13 protein-coding genes are annotated in these 16,050 nt (G+C 48.3%); 3 read left to right on the forward strand and 10 right to left on the reverse strand.

Annotation, left to right across the window (positions count from 1 at the left end; genetic code table 11):
• The coding region (locus ACR2PX_RS27760; RefSeq protein ID WP_433997355.1) for a zinc ribbon domain-containing protein at nt 1–109 on the forward strand (109 nt) is incomplete at its 5' end.
• A 10-nt stretch (nt 110–119) separates the two neighbouring features.
• Nucleotides 120–851, forward strand: coding sequence for a YiiX/YebB-like N1pC/P60 family cysteine hydrolase (locus ACR2PX_RS27765; protein WP_434002598.1), 732 nt, complete (start codon nt 120–122; stop codon nt 849–851).
• 10 nt (nt 852–861) lie between these two features.
• Here the strand turns inward: ACR2PX_RS27765 and speB are convergent, their stop codons facing one another.
• Genes speB through speE form a run of 4 tightly spaced genes read right to left on the reverse strand, consistent with a single transcriptional unit; the run spans nt 862 to nt 5,542 of the window.
• Nucleotides 862–1,788 (reverse strand): agmatinase, encoded by a 927-nt coding sequence (gene speB / locus ACR2PX_RS27770; RefSeq protein ID WP_434002599.1) that lies wholly within the window; start codon nt 1,786–1,788, stop codon nt 862–864.
• 4 nt (nt 1,789–1,792) lie between these two features.
• Nucleotides 1,793–2,722, reverse strand: a complete 930-nt coding sequence (locus ACR2PX_RS27775; protein ID WP_434002631.1) for an adenosylmethionine decarboxylase — start codon at nt 2,720–2,722, stop codon at nt 1,793–1,795.
• Nucleotides 2,722–4,671, reverse strand: a complete 1,950-nt coding sequence (speA, locus tag ACR2PX_RS27780) for a biosynthetic arginine decarboxylase (RefSeq protein ID WP_434002600.1) — start codon at nt 4,669–4,671, stop codon at nt 2,722–2,724. The genes ACR2PX_RS27775 and speA overlap by 1 nt, the downstream gene beginning before the upstream one ends.
• Nucleotides 4,664–5,542, reverse strand: a complete 879-nt coding sequence (gene speE / locus ACR2PX_RS27785) for a polyamine aminopropyltransferase (RefSeq protein WP_434002601.1) — start codon at nt 5,540–5,542, stop codon at nt 4,664–4,666. The genes speA and speE overlap by 8 nt, the downstream gene beginning before the upstream one ends.
• Nucleotides 5,543–6,337: 795 nt before the next feature.
• Here speE and ACR2PX_RS27790 point away from each other — a divergent pair.
• The gene (locus ACR2PX_RS27790) at nt 6,338–8,452 is read left to right on the forward strand and encodes an SH2 domain-containing protein (RefSeq protein WP_434002602.1); all 2,115 of its coding nucleotides are present in this window, start codon (nt 6,338–6,340) and stop codon (nt 8,450–8,452) included.
• Nucleotides 8,453–9,030: 578 nt separating this feature from the next.
• Here the strand turns inward: ACR2PX_RS27790 and oppF are convergent.
• The 6 genes from oppF to ACR2PX_RS27820 form a co-directional block, all read right to left on the reverse strand.
• Complete coding sequence (gene oppF, locus ACR2PX_RS27795) at nt 9,031–10,035, reverse strand: murein tripeptide/oligopeptide ABC transporter ATP binding protein OppF (RefSeq protein WP_434002603.1); 1,005 nt, start codon at nt 10,033–10,035, stop codon at nt 9,031–9,033.
• Complete coding sequence (locus ACR2PX_RS27800; protein ID WP_434002604.1) at nt 10,032–11,027, reverse strand: ABC transporter ATP-binding protein; 996 nt, start codon at nt 11,025–11,027, stop codon at nt 10,032–10,034. The genes oppF and ACR2PX_RS27800 overlap by 4 nt, the downstream gene beginning before the upstream one ends.
• A 13-nt stretch (nt 11,028–11,040) precedes the next feature.
• Nucleotides 11,041–11,961: an oligopeptide ABC transporter permease OppC gene (oppC, locus tag ACR2PX_RS27805; RefSeq protein WP_434002632.1), complete on the reverse strand. Its 921-nt coding sequence runs from the start codon at nt 11,959–11,961 to the stop codon at nt 11,041–11,043.
• Between the two features lie 42 nt (nt 11,962–12,003).
• Nucleotides 12,004–12,930, reverse strand: a complete 927-nt coding sequence (gene oppB / locus ACR2PX_RS27810) for an oligopeptide ABC transporter permease OppB (protein ID WP_434002605.1) — start codon at nt 12,928–12,930, stop codon at nt 12,004–12,006.
• Between the two features lie 139 nt (nt 12,931–13,069).
• Nucleotides 13,070–14,710 carry an ABC transporter substrate-binding protein gene (locus ACR2PX_RS27815; protein ID WP_434002606.1) on the reverse strand — a complete coding sequence of 547 codons (1,641 nt, stop codon included), beginning with the start codon at nt 14,708–14,710 and terminating at the stop codon, nt 13,070–13,072.
• A gap of 679 nt (nt 14,711–15,389) precedes the next feature.
• Complete coding sequence (locus tag ACR2PX_RS27820) at nt 15,390–15,980, reverse strand: YhgN family NAAT transporter (protein ID WP_434002607.1); 591 nt, start codon at nt 15,978–15,980, stop codon at nt 15,390–15,392.
• Nucleotides 15,981–16,050: the final 70 nt, after the last annotated feature.

The following is a 16,050-nucleotide window of genomic DNA, read 5'->3' on the forward strand; positions in this document are numbered from 1 at the left end:
ATGGGTCTGTTCAGAGTGCGGAGCTGAACATCTGCGTGACGTAAACGCAGCAAGAAACATTCTTGCGGTCGGGCATGACCGTCTAGCTGTAGGAATCCCCGTCCTTTAGGGCGGGGAGGATGTCAACTATTAAGCATGAATATTTATGGAGTGTTTCTAACGCTCCGGAAGACAGATTTAATATGATGATAGAGCAGCAAAACGCATTGCCCGGATTTGACCTGAAAAAAGGTGATCTCCTGTTTCAACTCCGTAAAGGAGGAGAGCTGGAATGGATCATCAGTCGACTTTTCGCCGGATACAGCGGAATGGCTCTGAATCATGTCGCTATATCTACGGGCAGTGGAGAGCTGGTTGAAGCCGTCATGCCACGGGTCCAGAAAACTACCCTGACTCAATTTATCGATAAATCTGTCTGTGATGGGCTGGGACGCCCCTGTATTCTGGTGGCTCGTCTGAAGTCCACCTGGCAACCACTGGTTGATGAAGCTTTAGCCTTTGCTGATGAGCAATTGCATATTCCCTATAACAGTGACTTCTCTCCAGACAGTCATAGCCAGTCCGATATCAGCAATCGTGCTTGGTACTGCAGCGCGCTCGTTCTAGAAGCTTTTCGCACAGCAAATCAGGGAAAGTCGGTCTTTCCGGAAACCCCCATGGGGTTTCGCGATCTTGAAACCGGGGAAGTCTTTCCCTATTGGGTAGAGTTTTACCGGAAGATAGGCCAACCCATTCCGGAAGGAGAGCCAGGCTCTCACCCTGCCCTGCTCTCGTGTTCAGATAAGTTGGATGTGATCAAAGTAATGGGACAACTGCCAGCCAGACAAGCTGCCAACGAGCAGCTTGCTTGAATTGGCCAGATCAGATGGCTTTTGATTTGGATGCCTGCAGATAAAGCATCTCAAGAGCTATCGTGGCGCCTGCCAGAGCAGTAATGTCGGCGTGATCGTAAGCGGGTGCTACTTCAACGACATCCATGCCAACAATATCCAGCCCCTTAAGCCCTCTCAGTAGATGCAGAGCCCGGTCGGAAGTGAGTCCACCACAGACAGGCGTGCCGGTACCTGGTGCAAAAGCCGGATCCAGGCAGTCGATGTCAAAGGTCAGATAAACACGGCGGTTGCCCACTGCTTTTCGTATTTTTCCGATGATCTCTTCGACCGGAGCACTGTTAACGTAACTGGCATCCAGAACATTGAACGGCGTGTTCTTATGATCGTAGGTGGTTCGAATACCAATTTGAGTTGAAGCCGAAGCATCAATCAACCCCTCCACCTGGGCATGGTGAAACATGGTGCCATGATCAAACTTGCCACCCAGATCATAGTCATCGGTATGGGCATCAAAGTGGACCAGTGCCAAAGGGCCATAATGTTTTGCGTGGGCTCTCAGCAAAGGCAGGGTAATAAAGTGATCACCCCCAAAAGTCAGCATTCGCTTGCCCGCAGACAGTAACTGGTCGGTATGCTTGAACAGGGTATCACTCATATCCTGGGCGTTGCCGCATTCGAACACCAGGTCACCACAGTCAGCCACAGAAAGATGGTCTTTCAGGTTGAAAAACCAGGGCCAGCGTTTTCCTTCCCAGGCCAGGTTCACAGAAGCCTTGCGAATAGCTTCAGGACCGAAGCGACTGCCACTGCGACCGGTAGTGGCCAGATCAAAAGGAATGCCGGTAATGATCAGATCAGCATCGGACTGAGTCGGATCAAAATCCAGCGGCTGTCGCAGAAAGCCAAAGGCATTTGCGTAGAGGGAGTGGTCTTCCCTTTTGGTCAGCGTAGTCATGATCTTATCCTGTCAGTTCCACAGCTTGTACCGGGCGCTGTTCTTTGTGCTGATAATGATTGAAACTCATATCATAACCACACTTTAGAGGCAGGTGGCACTCTGTCAGACAACTGAATTCACCATTTTCACGCAAAGGTGCCGGCGCATTAAATCCAATCAGATCCCAGCAGCCCGGACGAAGCGCTACCAGCAGTTTTTCCAGAATAGCCGTATCTTCCAGGTTCAGGTTGGTTTCAAAGCTCACATAAGAGCTGTCTTCCTGAGGGGTGATATGGAAAGTGGCGTAGCGATCACCCTTAATGGCATTCAGGGAATACCCGAAAGGTTCAAACAGCCAGTCGCTCAACTCAAAACCGGGCAGAATTTCGTCCAGTCTCAGCAGCTTGCGGATATTTTCTGTCGTCTGTCCTTCACTGCGCAGGTATTGGGCACCTTCCCCTTTGATATGATACATCAGCAGTTCACTGGTCTGGTCATCCGCTTCAGGCTGATAGGGGCGATCCAGATGAAAGATATAGTTGTGATGACTGTCCAGGCTACCGAGACGGAAAGCGGTTCCTTTAAGCTCTGACTGAATCCGGTCCATATCTTCCTGAAAAGAGGTTTTCTGCAGGTGTGACTGGTATTCATTCTTGCGCTGGAAGCTGGCAAATAGAATATGCTCATCGGCGATGTGTTCCAGGAAATACAGGAATGCATCGGCCAGAGTGGTGGTTCCGCAGGTCAGCATCAGGAAGCGATCTTCCCAGACAAACAGGCTGGACTCGGACAGCAAATAGGCGTCGCAATAATCGTTGCTCAGTGTCGTCAGAATCTCTGCCTGAGCTTTGGCGACAACACCTGACCAGAAATCTTTACCCAGTGCACGCAGCGAACCTGCTTGAGCGGCTGTAATGACTTCCACTTTTTTTTCAGAGCCTTCGAAGAACATCACAGCTCATTTCCTCCCAGGTGTTCAAGGTAGGTGTAGCCCTTCAGGCCTGCTTCCAGTTCTTCCAGCACAGAGGCACGGCTGGATTCCGGCAGATACTCTTCCACCAGTTTTTGATAAGTGTGCAAGAAACTTTCCGGTTTCAGATTCACGTATTTCAAAACATCTTCTACGGTGTCGCCGGGCTGGAAATTAAACATTTCAATCAATCCCAGATCCGTGACACGAACGGATACCGTATCAGTGTCGCCAAACAGATTGTGCATGTCGCCAAGAATTTCCTGATAAGCACCGACCAGGAAAATACCAATCATATAAGGCTTGTCCGGATGCCACTCTGGTACCGGCAGGGTCGTTTCTATACCCTGACCATCAACGTATTGGTCAATAGTGCCATCGGAGTCACAAGTGATATCCAGCATAACCGCGCGCTTTTCTGGCGGGCGATTCAAGCCAGAGAGAGGAAGCACCGGGAATACCTGATCAATGCCCCAGGCATCAGGCAAAGACTGGAACAGAGAGAAGTTAACGTAAAATTTGTCTGCCAGCTTTTCACTCAGCTCATCAATCAGAGGCCTGTGCGAGCGGTTCTTATGAGACAGTCTCTTGGACAGCTCATAGCAGATACGCAAGTTAATGCTTTCTCCCCAGGCTCTCTGTTCCAGGTCCAGAAGTCCCATCCCAAACTGGGTGTGAGCTTCTGAAAGATCACTCTGGCTATCATGGAACAGCTCAACCAGAGCCCGCTGTTCAACACCTTTCACCAGATCCTGCCAGGAACGCCACATATTATGCAGCAGTTGCGGTGCGTCTTTACTCGGCGCTGCCGGCTCTTCTGGCTCGTAGCTTTCAACACCGACCACATCGGTGATCAGAACAGCATGATGAGCCGTCAGGTTTCTACCGGATTCGGAAATGATTCTTGGAACCGGAATTTCCTGCTCAGCACAAAGGTCTCCGAGGGTATAAACGATATTGTTCGCATACTCCTGGAGACTGTAGTTCATGGAGCAAGTACTCTGGCTTCGAGTACCTTCGTAGTCGACAGCCAGACCACCGCCTACGTCGAGGCAGTGAATAGGTGCGCCCAGACGATAGAGCTCTGCATACACTCTTGCACATTCGCTGATGCCCTTGCGGATATCGCGAATATTCGACATCTGGGAGCCCAGATGGAAATGCAGTAGCTGCAGACAGTCCATGTTTTCGCTGTCATTGAGCCGTTTGATAACGTTCAGAACCTGGCTTGCAGACAGACCAAATTTGGACTTTTCGCCACCACTGGCCTGCCACTTTCCCTTACCCTGAGAAGCCAGACGTACCCGAAGGCCAAGCCTGGGTTTAACACCCAGCGTTTCAGCTTCCTTCAGGATCATTTCCAGCTCGGTAATTTTTTCCAGAACGATATAAACCTGGTGGCCCAGCTTTTCACCGATCAGAGCCAGACGAATATACTCCCTGTCTTTGTAACCGTTGCAAACGATTACGGAGCTGGCGCGATTCGCCATGGCCAGTACAGCAAGCAACTCCGGTTTACTGCCGCATTCCAGACCCAGTTGACGGTCTTGTCTGGCGGCCTGACTTTCCAGAATTTCCTCAACAACAGCTCGCTGTTGATTCACCTTGATGGGGTACACCGCCAGGTAATCGTTGCGGTAACCGTATTCACCAATGGCCTGGTTAAAGGCATCACATAACGTGTTGACCCGGTCATGGAGAATTTCGGGAAAACGAACCAGAACAGGCAGAGAAGCACCCTTGCGAACCAGTTGGGCTGCAATATTGTTCAGGCTGACAGCAGGCCTGCCCTTGGGCAGGTAAACTACTTCGCCATTGTCGTTGATATCGAAATAGCCCTGGCTCCAGTATCGGGCATTGTAAGTGGAGCGTGATTCTTCCACACTCCATCCGCTTTCAATCAACGGGTCACCGGATAAAGGATTAGTCATTGACCTTCTGTATCGCCTGTTCTACGTATCTGGGCAGAGCAAAGGCTGCCTTGTGGATAGCGGGGGTGTAATAACGTGTTTCGATACCGCAGGCTTCAAAACGCTCAGCCACCGTTTCCAGAGAAACATTGCGGGCTTCGGGATTGTCGGAGCCCCAGGCAAAGGTCATGATACCGCCCACATAGGTGGGTACGGCTGCACTGTAGAAGTAGCAGTCTGCCATATAATGGCCCAGACGACGGGTAGTGGTTTCCACTTCATCCAGCTGCATGAAGCAGACACCATTCTGGGCGACAAAGATTCCGTTTTCTTTTAACAGACGCTTGCAGCCGGCATAGAAATCAGAGGAAAACAGGACTTCGCCAGGACCAATCGGGTCTGTGCAGTCAGAAATGATGACATCAAAGCTGCCATCAGGGGTCTTTTCGCTGTCGCTGACAAAGTTGATACCGTCGTCAATGACCAGCTTGGCGCGCGGGTCTTCATAAGCACCTGCAGAGTGGTTAGGCAGCCACTTTTTGCACATGTCGACGACAGCACCATCGATTTCTACCATGGTTACGTGTTCAACGTTCTTGTGCTTAAGCACTTCGCGCAGAATACCGCCGTCACCACCACCGATGATCAGTACACGCTTGGCATTGCCGTGAGTCAGAATAGGCACATGAGTCATCATCTCGTGATAGATGAACTCATCCTTTTCAGTGGTCTGGATCACGCCATCCAGTGCCATCATGCGGCCAAACATCTTATTGTTGAAAATGACCAGATGCTGATGCTCGGTTTTCTGTTCAAACAGCATCTCGTCTACGGAAAAATTCTGACCGTAGCCGTCATAGAGGGTCTCAAGATAGGTATTGTCTTTCAGCATGATGCCTTTCCTTCTAAAACTGACCTTCTGGAAATGAACAGCCTTAAGCCATCAATAGTCAGAGTGCCAAGCCAGCCGGTTGCCAGTTAAGGGTAAAATAATTCTGGATTTCAAGACCAGTTGTGTCAGCGGACCTTTATAAAGGCGCTTCACTTTGGCCAGAGGTACGACCTTTGAGTCGATTGAGGAGCAGACCTACAGAATCCGGGCACTGGGAGGGATAATCTGACAGACTGCAACTCGGAGAGTAGCAGCGAAATAGCATAGCTGTTGTCAATGTTGTGCTCCTGAATCTTGTAGTCACCGTGTGGTCATTGCTGCGGATACTTCCGCGAATCAGCACACGGTTCAGGCCTTGAGAACCATATGTTCCTCAGTATTGGGGTCGTTTGTGGCCAGACGAAATCTGATAAGAAGTTCATTCGAGCCAGCTTGTTTTGAGTGCGCGAATTAAACCCTCGAAATGCCCAGATGACAACCCCTGAAGAAGAATTAATCAGCATCCTTCAGCATTATGTGTTCATTTTTCTTCGCCCATGGCTGTTTATAGGAAACCCGATTCAGTCAATGTCAAGGCCATTCCTGGGAGGTGGTCAAAAATACTCAGAAAAATGAAATTACTACAACCTTCTCCTATCTTACACGGTGGCAGAATCAGAATGTTTTTTGGTTGAGTAAATTAGCTCCACGCTCAATGCCATTAGCAAATGCCATTAGGAAAAAGATAATGTCTTCTGGTTTATCTGAATTCAGCAGTAACCAGAGAGTGATGCATAATTGAAGAGGAGGTATAAAGTGGCTGAATTTAAGTATTTTTTATCAGTTTTATCTATTCTGGTACTAAGTTTGGCTGCGCATTTATCGAATGCTTCGGAAAATGCAGGAATCGAACAGGGTTGGGGGCTGCAATTAAGCGGGGATACTGACAGTTACTATTTTCAGGTGGGAGAAGACTGGGTACATAAACCTTATCCTTTTCTATTGAGAGCAGTGCTTGATTATAAAGATGGAATAGAGCTTCTTAGAAACTATTTACATAACAGCTTCGTTCCCATGCATTTCGCTTGGCAGACCGTAAGCAATCATTTCTTGTGGCTTGTTCAGGCTGCGACAGTGGTCGCTATCGCCAGAAAGTCCGGAGTACCGACGTTCAGTAATAGGCAGTGGCTTGGTGTTGCCGCCGGGATCAATGTCTTAACAAATATCGTTTCAAACAGCTGGTATAGCCTGAACGACACGAACAGGGATTGCGCAAACGTATGGCTGGATAATGAGATCCTCAGGGCTCAGATAAAAGTCAGGGTATGCCTCGATCCGGGTCACTATCCCAATGCTCGTGTTGAGATCATAAAAACTCTGCCTCAATCTGGTATTGTGCTATCCGGAAAACCTGAGTGGTCTGCATGGGATGAGCTATTAAAGAATATGGATACCTTCGGGATTAAATCAGTGGTCTATGAAAGTGACGGAGCCGACATTAATATACAGAGGGAAAGGGACAAGAGCGATTCGGGAGTAGAACATTGTACCATCACCCTGGATTTTGGAGATCATTCAGGCTTTCTTTCTGTGCTTGAAAATGATCTTGTCAATTCTGAAGTAGTTGAAAATGAAGACCACTTTTCGTTGCTGGACTCGAAAATTATCCATTCTTTATTTGATAACCAGAATCACTGCATAACAGGTGATGAGTTGTCGGTCAGGGAGTTGGGCTTAGGCAGCAACACCGATGCGGATACCTCCATGATCCATCTTGGTTTCAGAAAAATGCCCTATAACCGTCATAAAAACCTGTGGGTCAGCCTAAACCCTCTGCTCTTTATGGTTAACGGGCCTAATTATTCCATTGTCTTGAGTCATGAGCCTGTCACTTATTCAAAGTACCAGCAATGGCAACAGTCCTTAACACCTAATATGGCCGCCTTAGTCTCTGATTCAATAGAGGCAATGCCCCGGATCATGTTTCAGGCTGCTTTAGGAGGGGTCATGCAGAGAGGAGCCAACTATTTTTGGCCGCAGTCAGCTAGTCAAACAACGAGTGTTAGTCAACATAGGGAAGCAATAAATAAAAGACAAGTAAGGTTTATATTGCCTGGCTCAGTTAATAAAAATTCTAAGCCAACGGGTTCCAAAAAATTTAAAGTGGGAACAACGCAGAGATTGAAAAATAAAGCTCCTGAAATGTCTGTGCCCATTAGTAATTATTTTTATCGTAAAACTGGGCCTTTAACTGAAGAAGGCCTAACTAGGGTTAAAGATTTGATTCCTGGTTTTCGTCCTGAAATAAGAAGTACCGAAGAGGCTCGAAATTTTTTAATGCATAAAGTAAAGCGATCATCGTATAAATTTATTACATTTTATAATGTCAATAAAAGTGATTTTATAATAGCTTTTCTCAATAATGAGAAAGAATTTAGAGCCTTTGTTCCCGTGAAGTCGGGTGTTAGAACACAAGATGAAAAGATTCAGCACATCAGATGGCTTGTAGTTCGTTCACAGACGGAAAAAAGTATTAACGATGGGAGTGAAATGGTACCTCTAACGATAAAAAAACTAGAAGAAGCTGTTGAGGAAAAAAGATGGTACCACGGTAACATTTCCGATGAAGAAGCGGAATCGAGATTAAGGCGTGGATGCGGAGGGAAAGATGGTACTTACCTTGTTTATGACTCGCCTGAGCATGAAGGGGAATATCGAATATTTATTTATAATAAAAGAGATGTTCAAAAATTAACTATCACTAAAAGATTTACTCCAAAAATCGGTGATCAATATAATTTATCTGGACATGAACAGTGGCATGAAACTCTGAAGGAGTTAATTAAATACCATCGTGGCCTAACCGGTACACCTCTAGAGCTTGAAAATGGAAGCAGAGTACGTCTGAGTGAGCACGTATATCTTAAATAATGACTCTTCAGGGGTAACTGTGGGTAAAAATGGACTGATTTTGAGATAAGAGCACCAGTAGCTCAGTTTTGATAGTTTTTGTGGTCGTGAGCCAGAGCTGTTGATCTGATATATTTCTGGTCTTTTGTGCTGGGTGTTTCATGGCTGTTGTTCGGGTTGCTTGTGCCCAGCGTTAACAAACAGGAGGTGTTGTTAAAAATGGAAAAGCCAAAATAGGGTACTAAAGGGAGTTATGATCATTTCTGGTGTTTGAGGACATAAAAAGCTGGCGTACCCTGTCGGTAGCATTCCTGGAAGTTTGCAACCAACAGTAAGAGATACGCCATGAGCAATAATAACGTCCAAAACCGCCTGAATCGGGTGAGATTGCTGGCCGCCCGTTACCGTTGACAAGGAAGTTATTTGTAAGGTCGACAATCACGGTAAAGGCTGGCGCTTTAAGTGCTATATCAAAGGAATATGAGCAGTTACGAATGGCCAGCTGTTTAAAAACCAGCTGGCCATCGTTGTTTTTAGCTATAAACATTTGTTCATCACAGAAGTTGACGAAAAAATATTTCTTTGACCTCAAGGCTTGTTTATACCTTAAGGCAGGCCGCAAAATGCTGGTTACCAACGTCCATGAGTCTTGGGCGATTCTCGGCACAGCTGGCTTCTGCAATCGGACAACGGGTTCTGAAGACACAGCCACTGGGTGGATTGATAGGGGATGGCAAATCGCCTTCCAGCAGTTCGATTTCCTTGGCTTTTTCCAGCTCAGGATCAGGGATAGGAACCGCTGACAGTAAAGCTTTTGTGTAGGGATGACGCGGGTCATCGTACATAGGCTCCACTTTGGCGGTTTCTACCTCGTTACCCAGGTACATGACCAGTACCCGGTCACTGATGTGTTTCACTACGCTCAGGTCGTGGGCAATAAAGATCAGTGACAGACCCATTTCTTTCTGAAGTTCTTTCAGCAGATTAACTACCTGAGCCTGAATAGAAACGTCCAGAGCACTCACCGGTTCATCGCAGATCACAAGCTTGGGCTTGAGTATCAGTGCCCGGGCAATACCGATACGCTGACACTGACCTCCAGAGAATTCATGGGGGTAACGGTTAATGACGTTAGGCAGCAAGCCCACCTTGGCCATCATTTCACGAACCTGAGAGAGAATCTCGTCTTTCGACCGCTCTGGATAATAGTTACGCAGAGGCTCGGCAATAATGTCGCCTACCGTCATTCTGGGGTTCAGAGAAGCCAGAGGATCCTGAAAAATCATCTGGATATCCTTGCGGATAGTTTTCATGGCTTTTTCTGGCAGTTCGGCAATGTTGCCGTTCTGCCAGAGAATTTCACCCTCAGTAGCCTTTACCAGGCCAATGATGGAGCGTGCCAGGGTCGATTTCCCACAACCAGACTCTCCCACTACTCCAAGGGTTTCTCCTTCGAACAGATCAAAGCTGACACCATCAACAGCTTTCAGTACCGGGGATTTTTCCCAGGGCCAGCTCTTGGCTTTGTGAATCGGGAAATGAACTTTAATGTCCCGTACTTTCAACAGGGGTTGAAGATTTTCCATAGTGGGCTGAAGGCTCATGCTGCGTCCTCCTTATGGCTGTTGTCAAAAAACGTATCCGGTGTCCAGAAACAGGCCTTCTGACGGCCGTCACCAAAGTTTTCCAGTGGTGGCGCTTCCTGTTGGCAACGTTGCATGACATGCGGGCAACGTTCCTGGAAAGGACAGCCCTGTGGCAGGCTTAGCAGGTTGGGAGGATTGCCCGGGATAGTAGGCAGAATCTCGCCTTGTGTATCCAGTCTTGGAATAGCTTCAAGCAAACCACGGGAATATGGATGACGAGGGTCATAAAAGACATCGTTAGTGGTGCCATATTCCATGGTACGACCTGCATACATCACCAGCACCTTGTCACAGATACCTGCTACCACGCCCAGATCGTGAGTGATCATGATGATGGCGGTGTTGAACTCGGTTTTCAGGTCGTTCAGCAATTCCATAATCTGTGCCTGAACCGTTACGTCCAGGGCGGTGGTGGGTTCGTCAGCAATCAGCAGTTTTGGACGACACATCAAAGCCATGGCGATCATGACCCGTTGGCGCATACCGCCCGAAAACTCATGAGGGTACATGTTCATGCGTTTGCGCGCTTCCGGCATCTTGACCGCATCGAGCATTTTCACAGATTCTTCAAAGGCTTCTTTCTTACTCATGCCTTTGTGCAGCTGAAGCACTTCCATCAACTGAGGCCCTACTTTCATGTAAGGGTTCAGAGAAGTCATGGGGTCCTGAAAGATCATGGAGATCTTTTGGGCCCGGATGCGATTCAGCTCCGTTTCACTCAGGCCTAGAATATTCTGATCTTCAAATTTAGCCGAGCCTTCAATAATGCCGTTTTTGGCCAGCAGGCCCATCAGGGCAAAAGCGGTCTGGCTTTTACCCGAACCGGACTCTCCGACCAGGCCCAGTGTTTCACCGGCCTTCAGGGAGAAGGTCATATTGTTTACAGCAGTGACATCCCCATCGGGAGTCGTGAATCTAACCCGCAGGTTATCGACATCTAACAGATTCATTCCAGCCTCCGGGTTATCTGTCTTTCGGATCCAGGGCATCACGCAGCCCGTCGCCAATAAAGTTGAAACAGAACAAAGTGATCACCAGAAAAGACGTCGGGAAGGCCAGCTGCCAGATCGCCACTTCCATCGAGGTCGCACCTTCGTTCACCAGTGCACCCCAGCTGGTCATGGGTTCCTGGACACCGAGGCCCAGGAAACTCAGGAAAGATTCAAACAGAATCATGCCCGGCACCAACAGGGAGGCGTAAACCACGACTATACCCAGCAGGTTGGGAATCAGGTGACGGAAAATAATCTGGGTAGAGTTAGCACCACTGATTATGGCGGCTTCAACAAATTCTTTGCTCTTCAGGCTCAAGGTCTGTCCCCTTACGATACGAGCCATATCCAGCCAGGATACCGCTCCTATCGCGATAAAGATCAGCAGGATGGAGCGCCCGAAGAAGGTAATCATCAGGATAACCAGGAACATGAATGGGAAAGACTGAAGAATCTCCAGTGCTCTCATCATGAGGTTATCAACACGACCGCCCAGGAAGCCCGCCATGGAACCATAAATAGTTCCAATAATCACAGCGACCAGAGCACCCATTGCTCCAACCATGAACGAGATACGGCCTCCTTCAAGGGTACGGACAAACAGGTCTCGACCCAGGTGGTCGGTGCCGAAGAAGTGGCCGGTTTCCATAGAAGGGGGTGCGGCCATGTTGGCCCAGTCAATTTCGTCGTAGGTAAACTGGCTGGCCATGGGGCCAAAGATGATCAAAAAAGTCACGGCCACCAGAACGACCATACTAGCGACAGCTGCCTTGTTACTCAGGAAACGTCGACGGGCATCTGCCCAGAGGCTGCGTCCTTCAATCTCCAATCGCTCGTTGGAAAGCTGCTCGGAGAAATTTTCCACAGCCTTGTGGCTTTCTTCTTTCGCCATTTTATTCACAGTGCCTGCTTTTAACGAGATAGACGCCATGGTTTAACTCCCCACCCTGATTTTCGGATCGATCAATCCGTAGAGGATATCGACGACAGCGGTGAACAGGATGGTCAGAGATCCAATGATGATAGTCAGCCCCAGTACCAGGGAGTAGTCCCGGTTCAGTGCGCCGTTGACAAAATGCTGGCCAATGCCGGGCAGGCCAAACACGGTTTCAATCACAACGGAGCCGGTGATAATGCCTACAAAAGCTGGCCCAAGATAGGAAACAACCGGCAGCAATGCAGGCTTCAGGGCATGCTTAAGAATAATGTGATGTTTTGGCAAACCCTTGGCACGAGCAGTACGGATAAAGTTGCTGCTCAGGGTTTCGATCATGCTGGAGCGCATGATACGGGCGACGGCTGCCACATAAAGAATGGCCATGGCGGCGACAGGTAGAATCATGTTCTGCCAGCTGCCATCGTTCCAGCCACCGGCGGGTAACCACTTAAGACTAATAGAGAAAATCAGCACCATCAGTGGTGCAATAACGAAAGAAGGCAGAACAACACCGATCATAGAGAAGGTCATGACCGTGTAATCAACCCAGGAATTCTGTTTCAGGGCAGCCAGAGTACCCAGTCCAACACCCATTACCACCGTGAAAAGAAAGGCGAGGGCTCCAATGGTCAGAGAAACCGGGAAGCTTTGAGCAACCAGTTCGTTAACGGTGTAATCCTTGTACTTGAAAGAAGGTCCCAGGTCTCCCTGCAGAAGGTCTTTCAGGTAATAGGCGAATTGTTGCCAGAGGGGTTTGTCTAGGTGGTACTTGGCTTCCAGGTTGGCCAGAATTTCCGGTGGCATGTTGAAATCACCGGTAAAAGGGCTGCCTGGCGCCATCTGCATCAGAAAAAACGACAACAGAACGAGAATGAACAGTGTCGGGATGGCAACGCCAATGCGCTTTAGAATAAATGTAAACATAGGTACACCATTTGTTAGTCTCAGACGACTATGTGTCCCTGACTGCATATCGATCAGTCCGGAGTCTGAACGAGAGTAATCTCTCAATCAGACTCCTCTACCGGGGTTACCAGTATGGCTGATCTCTACACCAGCGGGATTATTGCTTCTTAATGAACAGATCCCTGGTGTAAACGTTGTCCTCAACATTGCTCATGGGGTAACCGCCTACGCGTGGCTTAACCAGTCGGCTGGTTACGTATTGATAGATAGGTGCGACAGGCATTTCATCAGCCAGAATCTTTTCGGCTTCAGTGTAGAGGTGGGCACGCTCTTCGTCGCTGGTCACAACACGGGACTCGGACATCAGCTTGTCGTACATCTCGTTAACAAACTGTGAGTCATTCTGACCGTGAGTTGAAGTATTCAGATCCAGCATGGTGGAAGCTTCATTGTAGTCGCCAATCCAGCCAGCACGAGCTACATCAAACTTACCGTCGTTACGGGAGTCGAGGAAGGTTTTCCATTCCTGATTCACCAGCGTCACCTTAACACCCAGAGGCTTCCACATTTGTGCAATAGCGATGGCTACTTTCTTGTGGGCTTCGTCGGTGTTGTAAAGCAGATCGAACTCCAGTGTTTTGTTCGGGCCGTAACCAGCTTCGGTCAGCAAACGCTTGGCTTCAGTATTACGCTCTGCCTGAGACATTTTGCTGTAGTCAGTGGATGGTGGAACAAAGCCACTGACGGTTTCAGGCGTAAAGGTGTAAGCAGGCTTTTCACCCTGACCCTTAACGTACTTGCTGATGGCGTCACGGTTGATGGCGTAAGACAGAGCTTTACGTACACGGACATCATCAAAAGGCTTACGCTTGGTGTTGAAGGTGTAGTAGTAAGTACCCAGGTAAGGTGTCACTCTGACTTCGTTTGGAATTTGTTTTTTCAGGGATTTGAAATGCTCAACCGGAATGAGGTTGGTCATATCCAGCTCGTCAGCCTTGTAACGGTTCAGCTCAGAAGTCGTGCTGACGATAGGCAGATAGGTCACTTTGTTGATGACCGTTGCCTTGTCGTTCCAGTAGTTGCTGTTACGCTCCAGAACTATTTTTTCGTTTACACGCCAGTTGGCCAGCTTGTAGGCACCGTTGGATACCATGTTGCCTGGACGGGTCCAGTTATCACCAAACTTCTCAACGACTTTTTGTGGTACCGGGAAGGTGGTCTGGTGAGCCAGCATCTTGATGAAATAAGGCACAGGCTTTTCCAGGGTAACCTGGAAAGTTTTGTCATCAACGGCTTTTACACCCAGGCTATCTGCGGGCTTTTTGCCTTTAACAATGGCAGAAGCGTTAATGATGGTTGGGATTTCCATGAACCAGGCATAGCGAGAAGCTGTTTCAGGATCAACTGCACGTTGGAAAGCGAAAACAAAATCGCCGGCAGTGACAGGGTCGCCGTTGGACCACTTGGCTGTGTCACGAATTTTAAATGTAAATACTTTATTGTCTTCAGACACTGTCCAGCTTTCAGCCTGACCTGGAATGGTGTTGCCGTCTGCATCCTGAGTAACCAGACCTTCAAAAAGGTCCTTGGTAACGCTTGAGCCTGGAACACCTTCTACTTTCTGGGGATCGATGGAAGCGGGCTCTGCACCGTTACCGCGAACCAGTTCCTGGACTTGTGCCAGTTGAGTGCCTGCTGGAACGATAGCAGCGTTGGCGCTGGTGACGGCCATGATGCTGGCGGCCAGAGTTAAAGCCGGAATGCCGGCAAACTTCAGAGCCTTGAGTGGCTTCTTCATATTGTTATCCCCTTCATTCGATGACCGGCCTGTTAACGGTCAACGCATAATTCTGATTGGAGTTATGGTCATGGGCGGGAGCTGTTGCTACTGGCGGATCTGCCAGTGCAAGACGAGTAACACACGATCCTGTGCATTGTCGCTTTATAACACCCTGTTTGATGATCTCAACCTGAGTAAAGAGTCATGATCAGGGACTGCTTTTATTTATTGGACGTTTGTCGTCAATTCCGCCGGGTACTGCATGATCCCGAAACAGCCATGAGCGATGAAAGTCACTGATGACAGAAATCTTCACCCGTTCATTGCATCAGCTTTTCGAATTCTGTGTTTTTGATACGGAAAAACCGAATCGCAATGAGCGGGTAACTGAATATAACTAAAAGTTGTGAGAAGGATCAAGAAGGTTTTTGAATAAATGTACGTAAAAGGCGCATCGTCCGAACAGGTTAACTCTTTGATATTGCTGGCAAAACAGGTAAATCAACTGATTTATTTCTATGGGGTGGTGATAGGTTCTGACGGTGGGTATGAAGCAGTTTGTTTATGCTGGCGGAGTTATACCTTTTTTCCGGTGCGTCTGGCGATCATTATTTTGTAGGGATGACATTAATTGAGTGGGATCTCACAGGTTTCAATGCTGGAGGCTGTCATGCAACAACCTCCAAACTGGCAGATATCAACCGAGATAATTGGCGATACCGTCCATGAACATTTGCACGGACAGCATGACCAGAATCATCCCCATCAATCGCTCAATAGCGAATACTCCGCGATTGCCCAATACTCTCATGAACTGGCCTGAGCACAGCAGAATAGCAGCAGAAATACCCCAGGCGATCAGCAGTGCGGTGACAAGCTTACCTTGCTCTCCTGGGTGCTGATTACCCAGCAGAATCAGAGTGGCCAGAATAGAAGGACCAGCAATCAAAGGGGTTGCCAGTGGCACGATGAAAGGCTCGCCATCGGGTGTGTCACCCATAATGCCGCCACCACGACTGGGAGGGAAAATCATCTTGATTGCGATAATAAACAGAATTATCGCCCCTGCTATGCTGACCGCTTCTTGTCTGAGATGCAGCGTTCTCAGCATTGAATCACCCACAAACAGAAAGACCACCAGAATAAATAAGGCGATCAGCATTTCGCGCATCAAGATTTTGGCCCGACGTTTGGGCGGGACGGTTTTTAGAACAGAGATAAATATGGGCATATTGCCGAGTGGATCCATAATAAGGAACAGCAATATGGCTGTGGAGTATATTTCCATCAGTGCAGCTCAGACTCGAAAAATTAGAATTAATAGGATTGAGCGGGCTTATATCATCTGGTCTTTAAAA

The organism is Endozoicomonas sp. (assembly GCF_051008435.1).
Taxonomy (GTDB): Bacteria; Pseudomonadota; Gammaproteobacteria; order Pseudomonadales; family Endozoicomonadaceae; genus Endozoicomonas_A.

What these genes read in the sequence shown, in the direction of transcription:
- ACR2PX_RS27765 (WP_434002598.1), top strand. Translation starts at nt 120, where the DNA reads ATGTCAACTATTAAGCATGAATATTTATGGAGTGTTTCTAACGCTCCG.
- speB (WP_434002599.1), bottom strand. Translation starts at nt 1,788, where the DNA reads ATGACTACGCTGACCAAAAGGGAAGACCACTCCCTCTACGCAAATGCC.
- ACR2PX_RS27775 (WP_434002631.1), bottom strand. Translation starts at nt 2,722, where the DNA reads ATGTTCTTCGAAGGCTCTGAAAAAAAAGTGGAAGTCATTACAGCCGCT.
- speA (WP_434002600.1), bottom strand. Translation starts at nt 4,671, where the DNA reads ATGACTAATCCTTTATCCGGTGACCCGTTGATTGAAAGCGGATGGAGT.
- speE (WP_434002601.1), bottom strand. Translation starts at nt 5,542, where the DNA reads ATGCTGAAAGACAATACCTATCTTGAGACCCTCTATGACGGCTACGGT.
- oppF (WP_434002603.1), bottom strand. Translation starts at nt 10,035, where the DNA reads ATGAGCCTTCAGCCCACTATGGAAAATCTTCAACCCCTGTTGAAAGTA.
- ACR2PX_RS27800 (WP_434002604.1), bottom strand. Translation starts at nt 11,027, where the DNA reads ATGAATCTGTTAGATGTCGATAACCTGCGGGTTAGATTCACGACTCCC.
- oppC (WP_434002632.1), bottom strand. Translation starts at nt 11,961, where the DNA reads ATGGCGAAAGAAGAAAGCCACAAGGCTGTGGAAAATTTCTCCGAGCAG.
- oppB (WP_434002605.1), bottom strand. Translation starts at nt 12,930, where the DNA reads ATGTTTACATTTATTCTAAAGCGCATTGGCGTTGCCATCCCGACACTG.
- ACR2PX_RS27815 (WP_434002606.1), bottom strand. Translation starts at nt 14,710, where the DNA reads ATGAAGAAGCCACTCAAGGCTCTGAAGTTTGCCGGCATTCCGGCTTTA.
- ACR2PX_RS27820 (WP_434002607.1), bottom strand. Translation starts at nt 15,980, where the DNA reads ATGGAAATATACTCCACAGCCATATTGCTGTTCCTTATTATGGATCCA.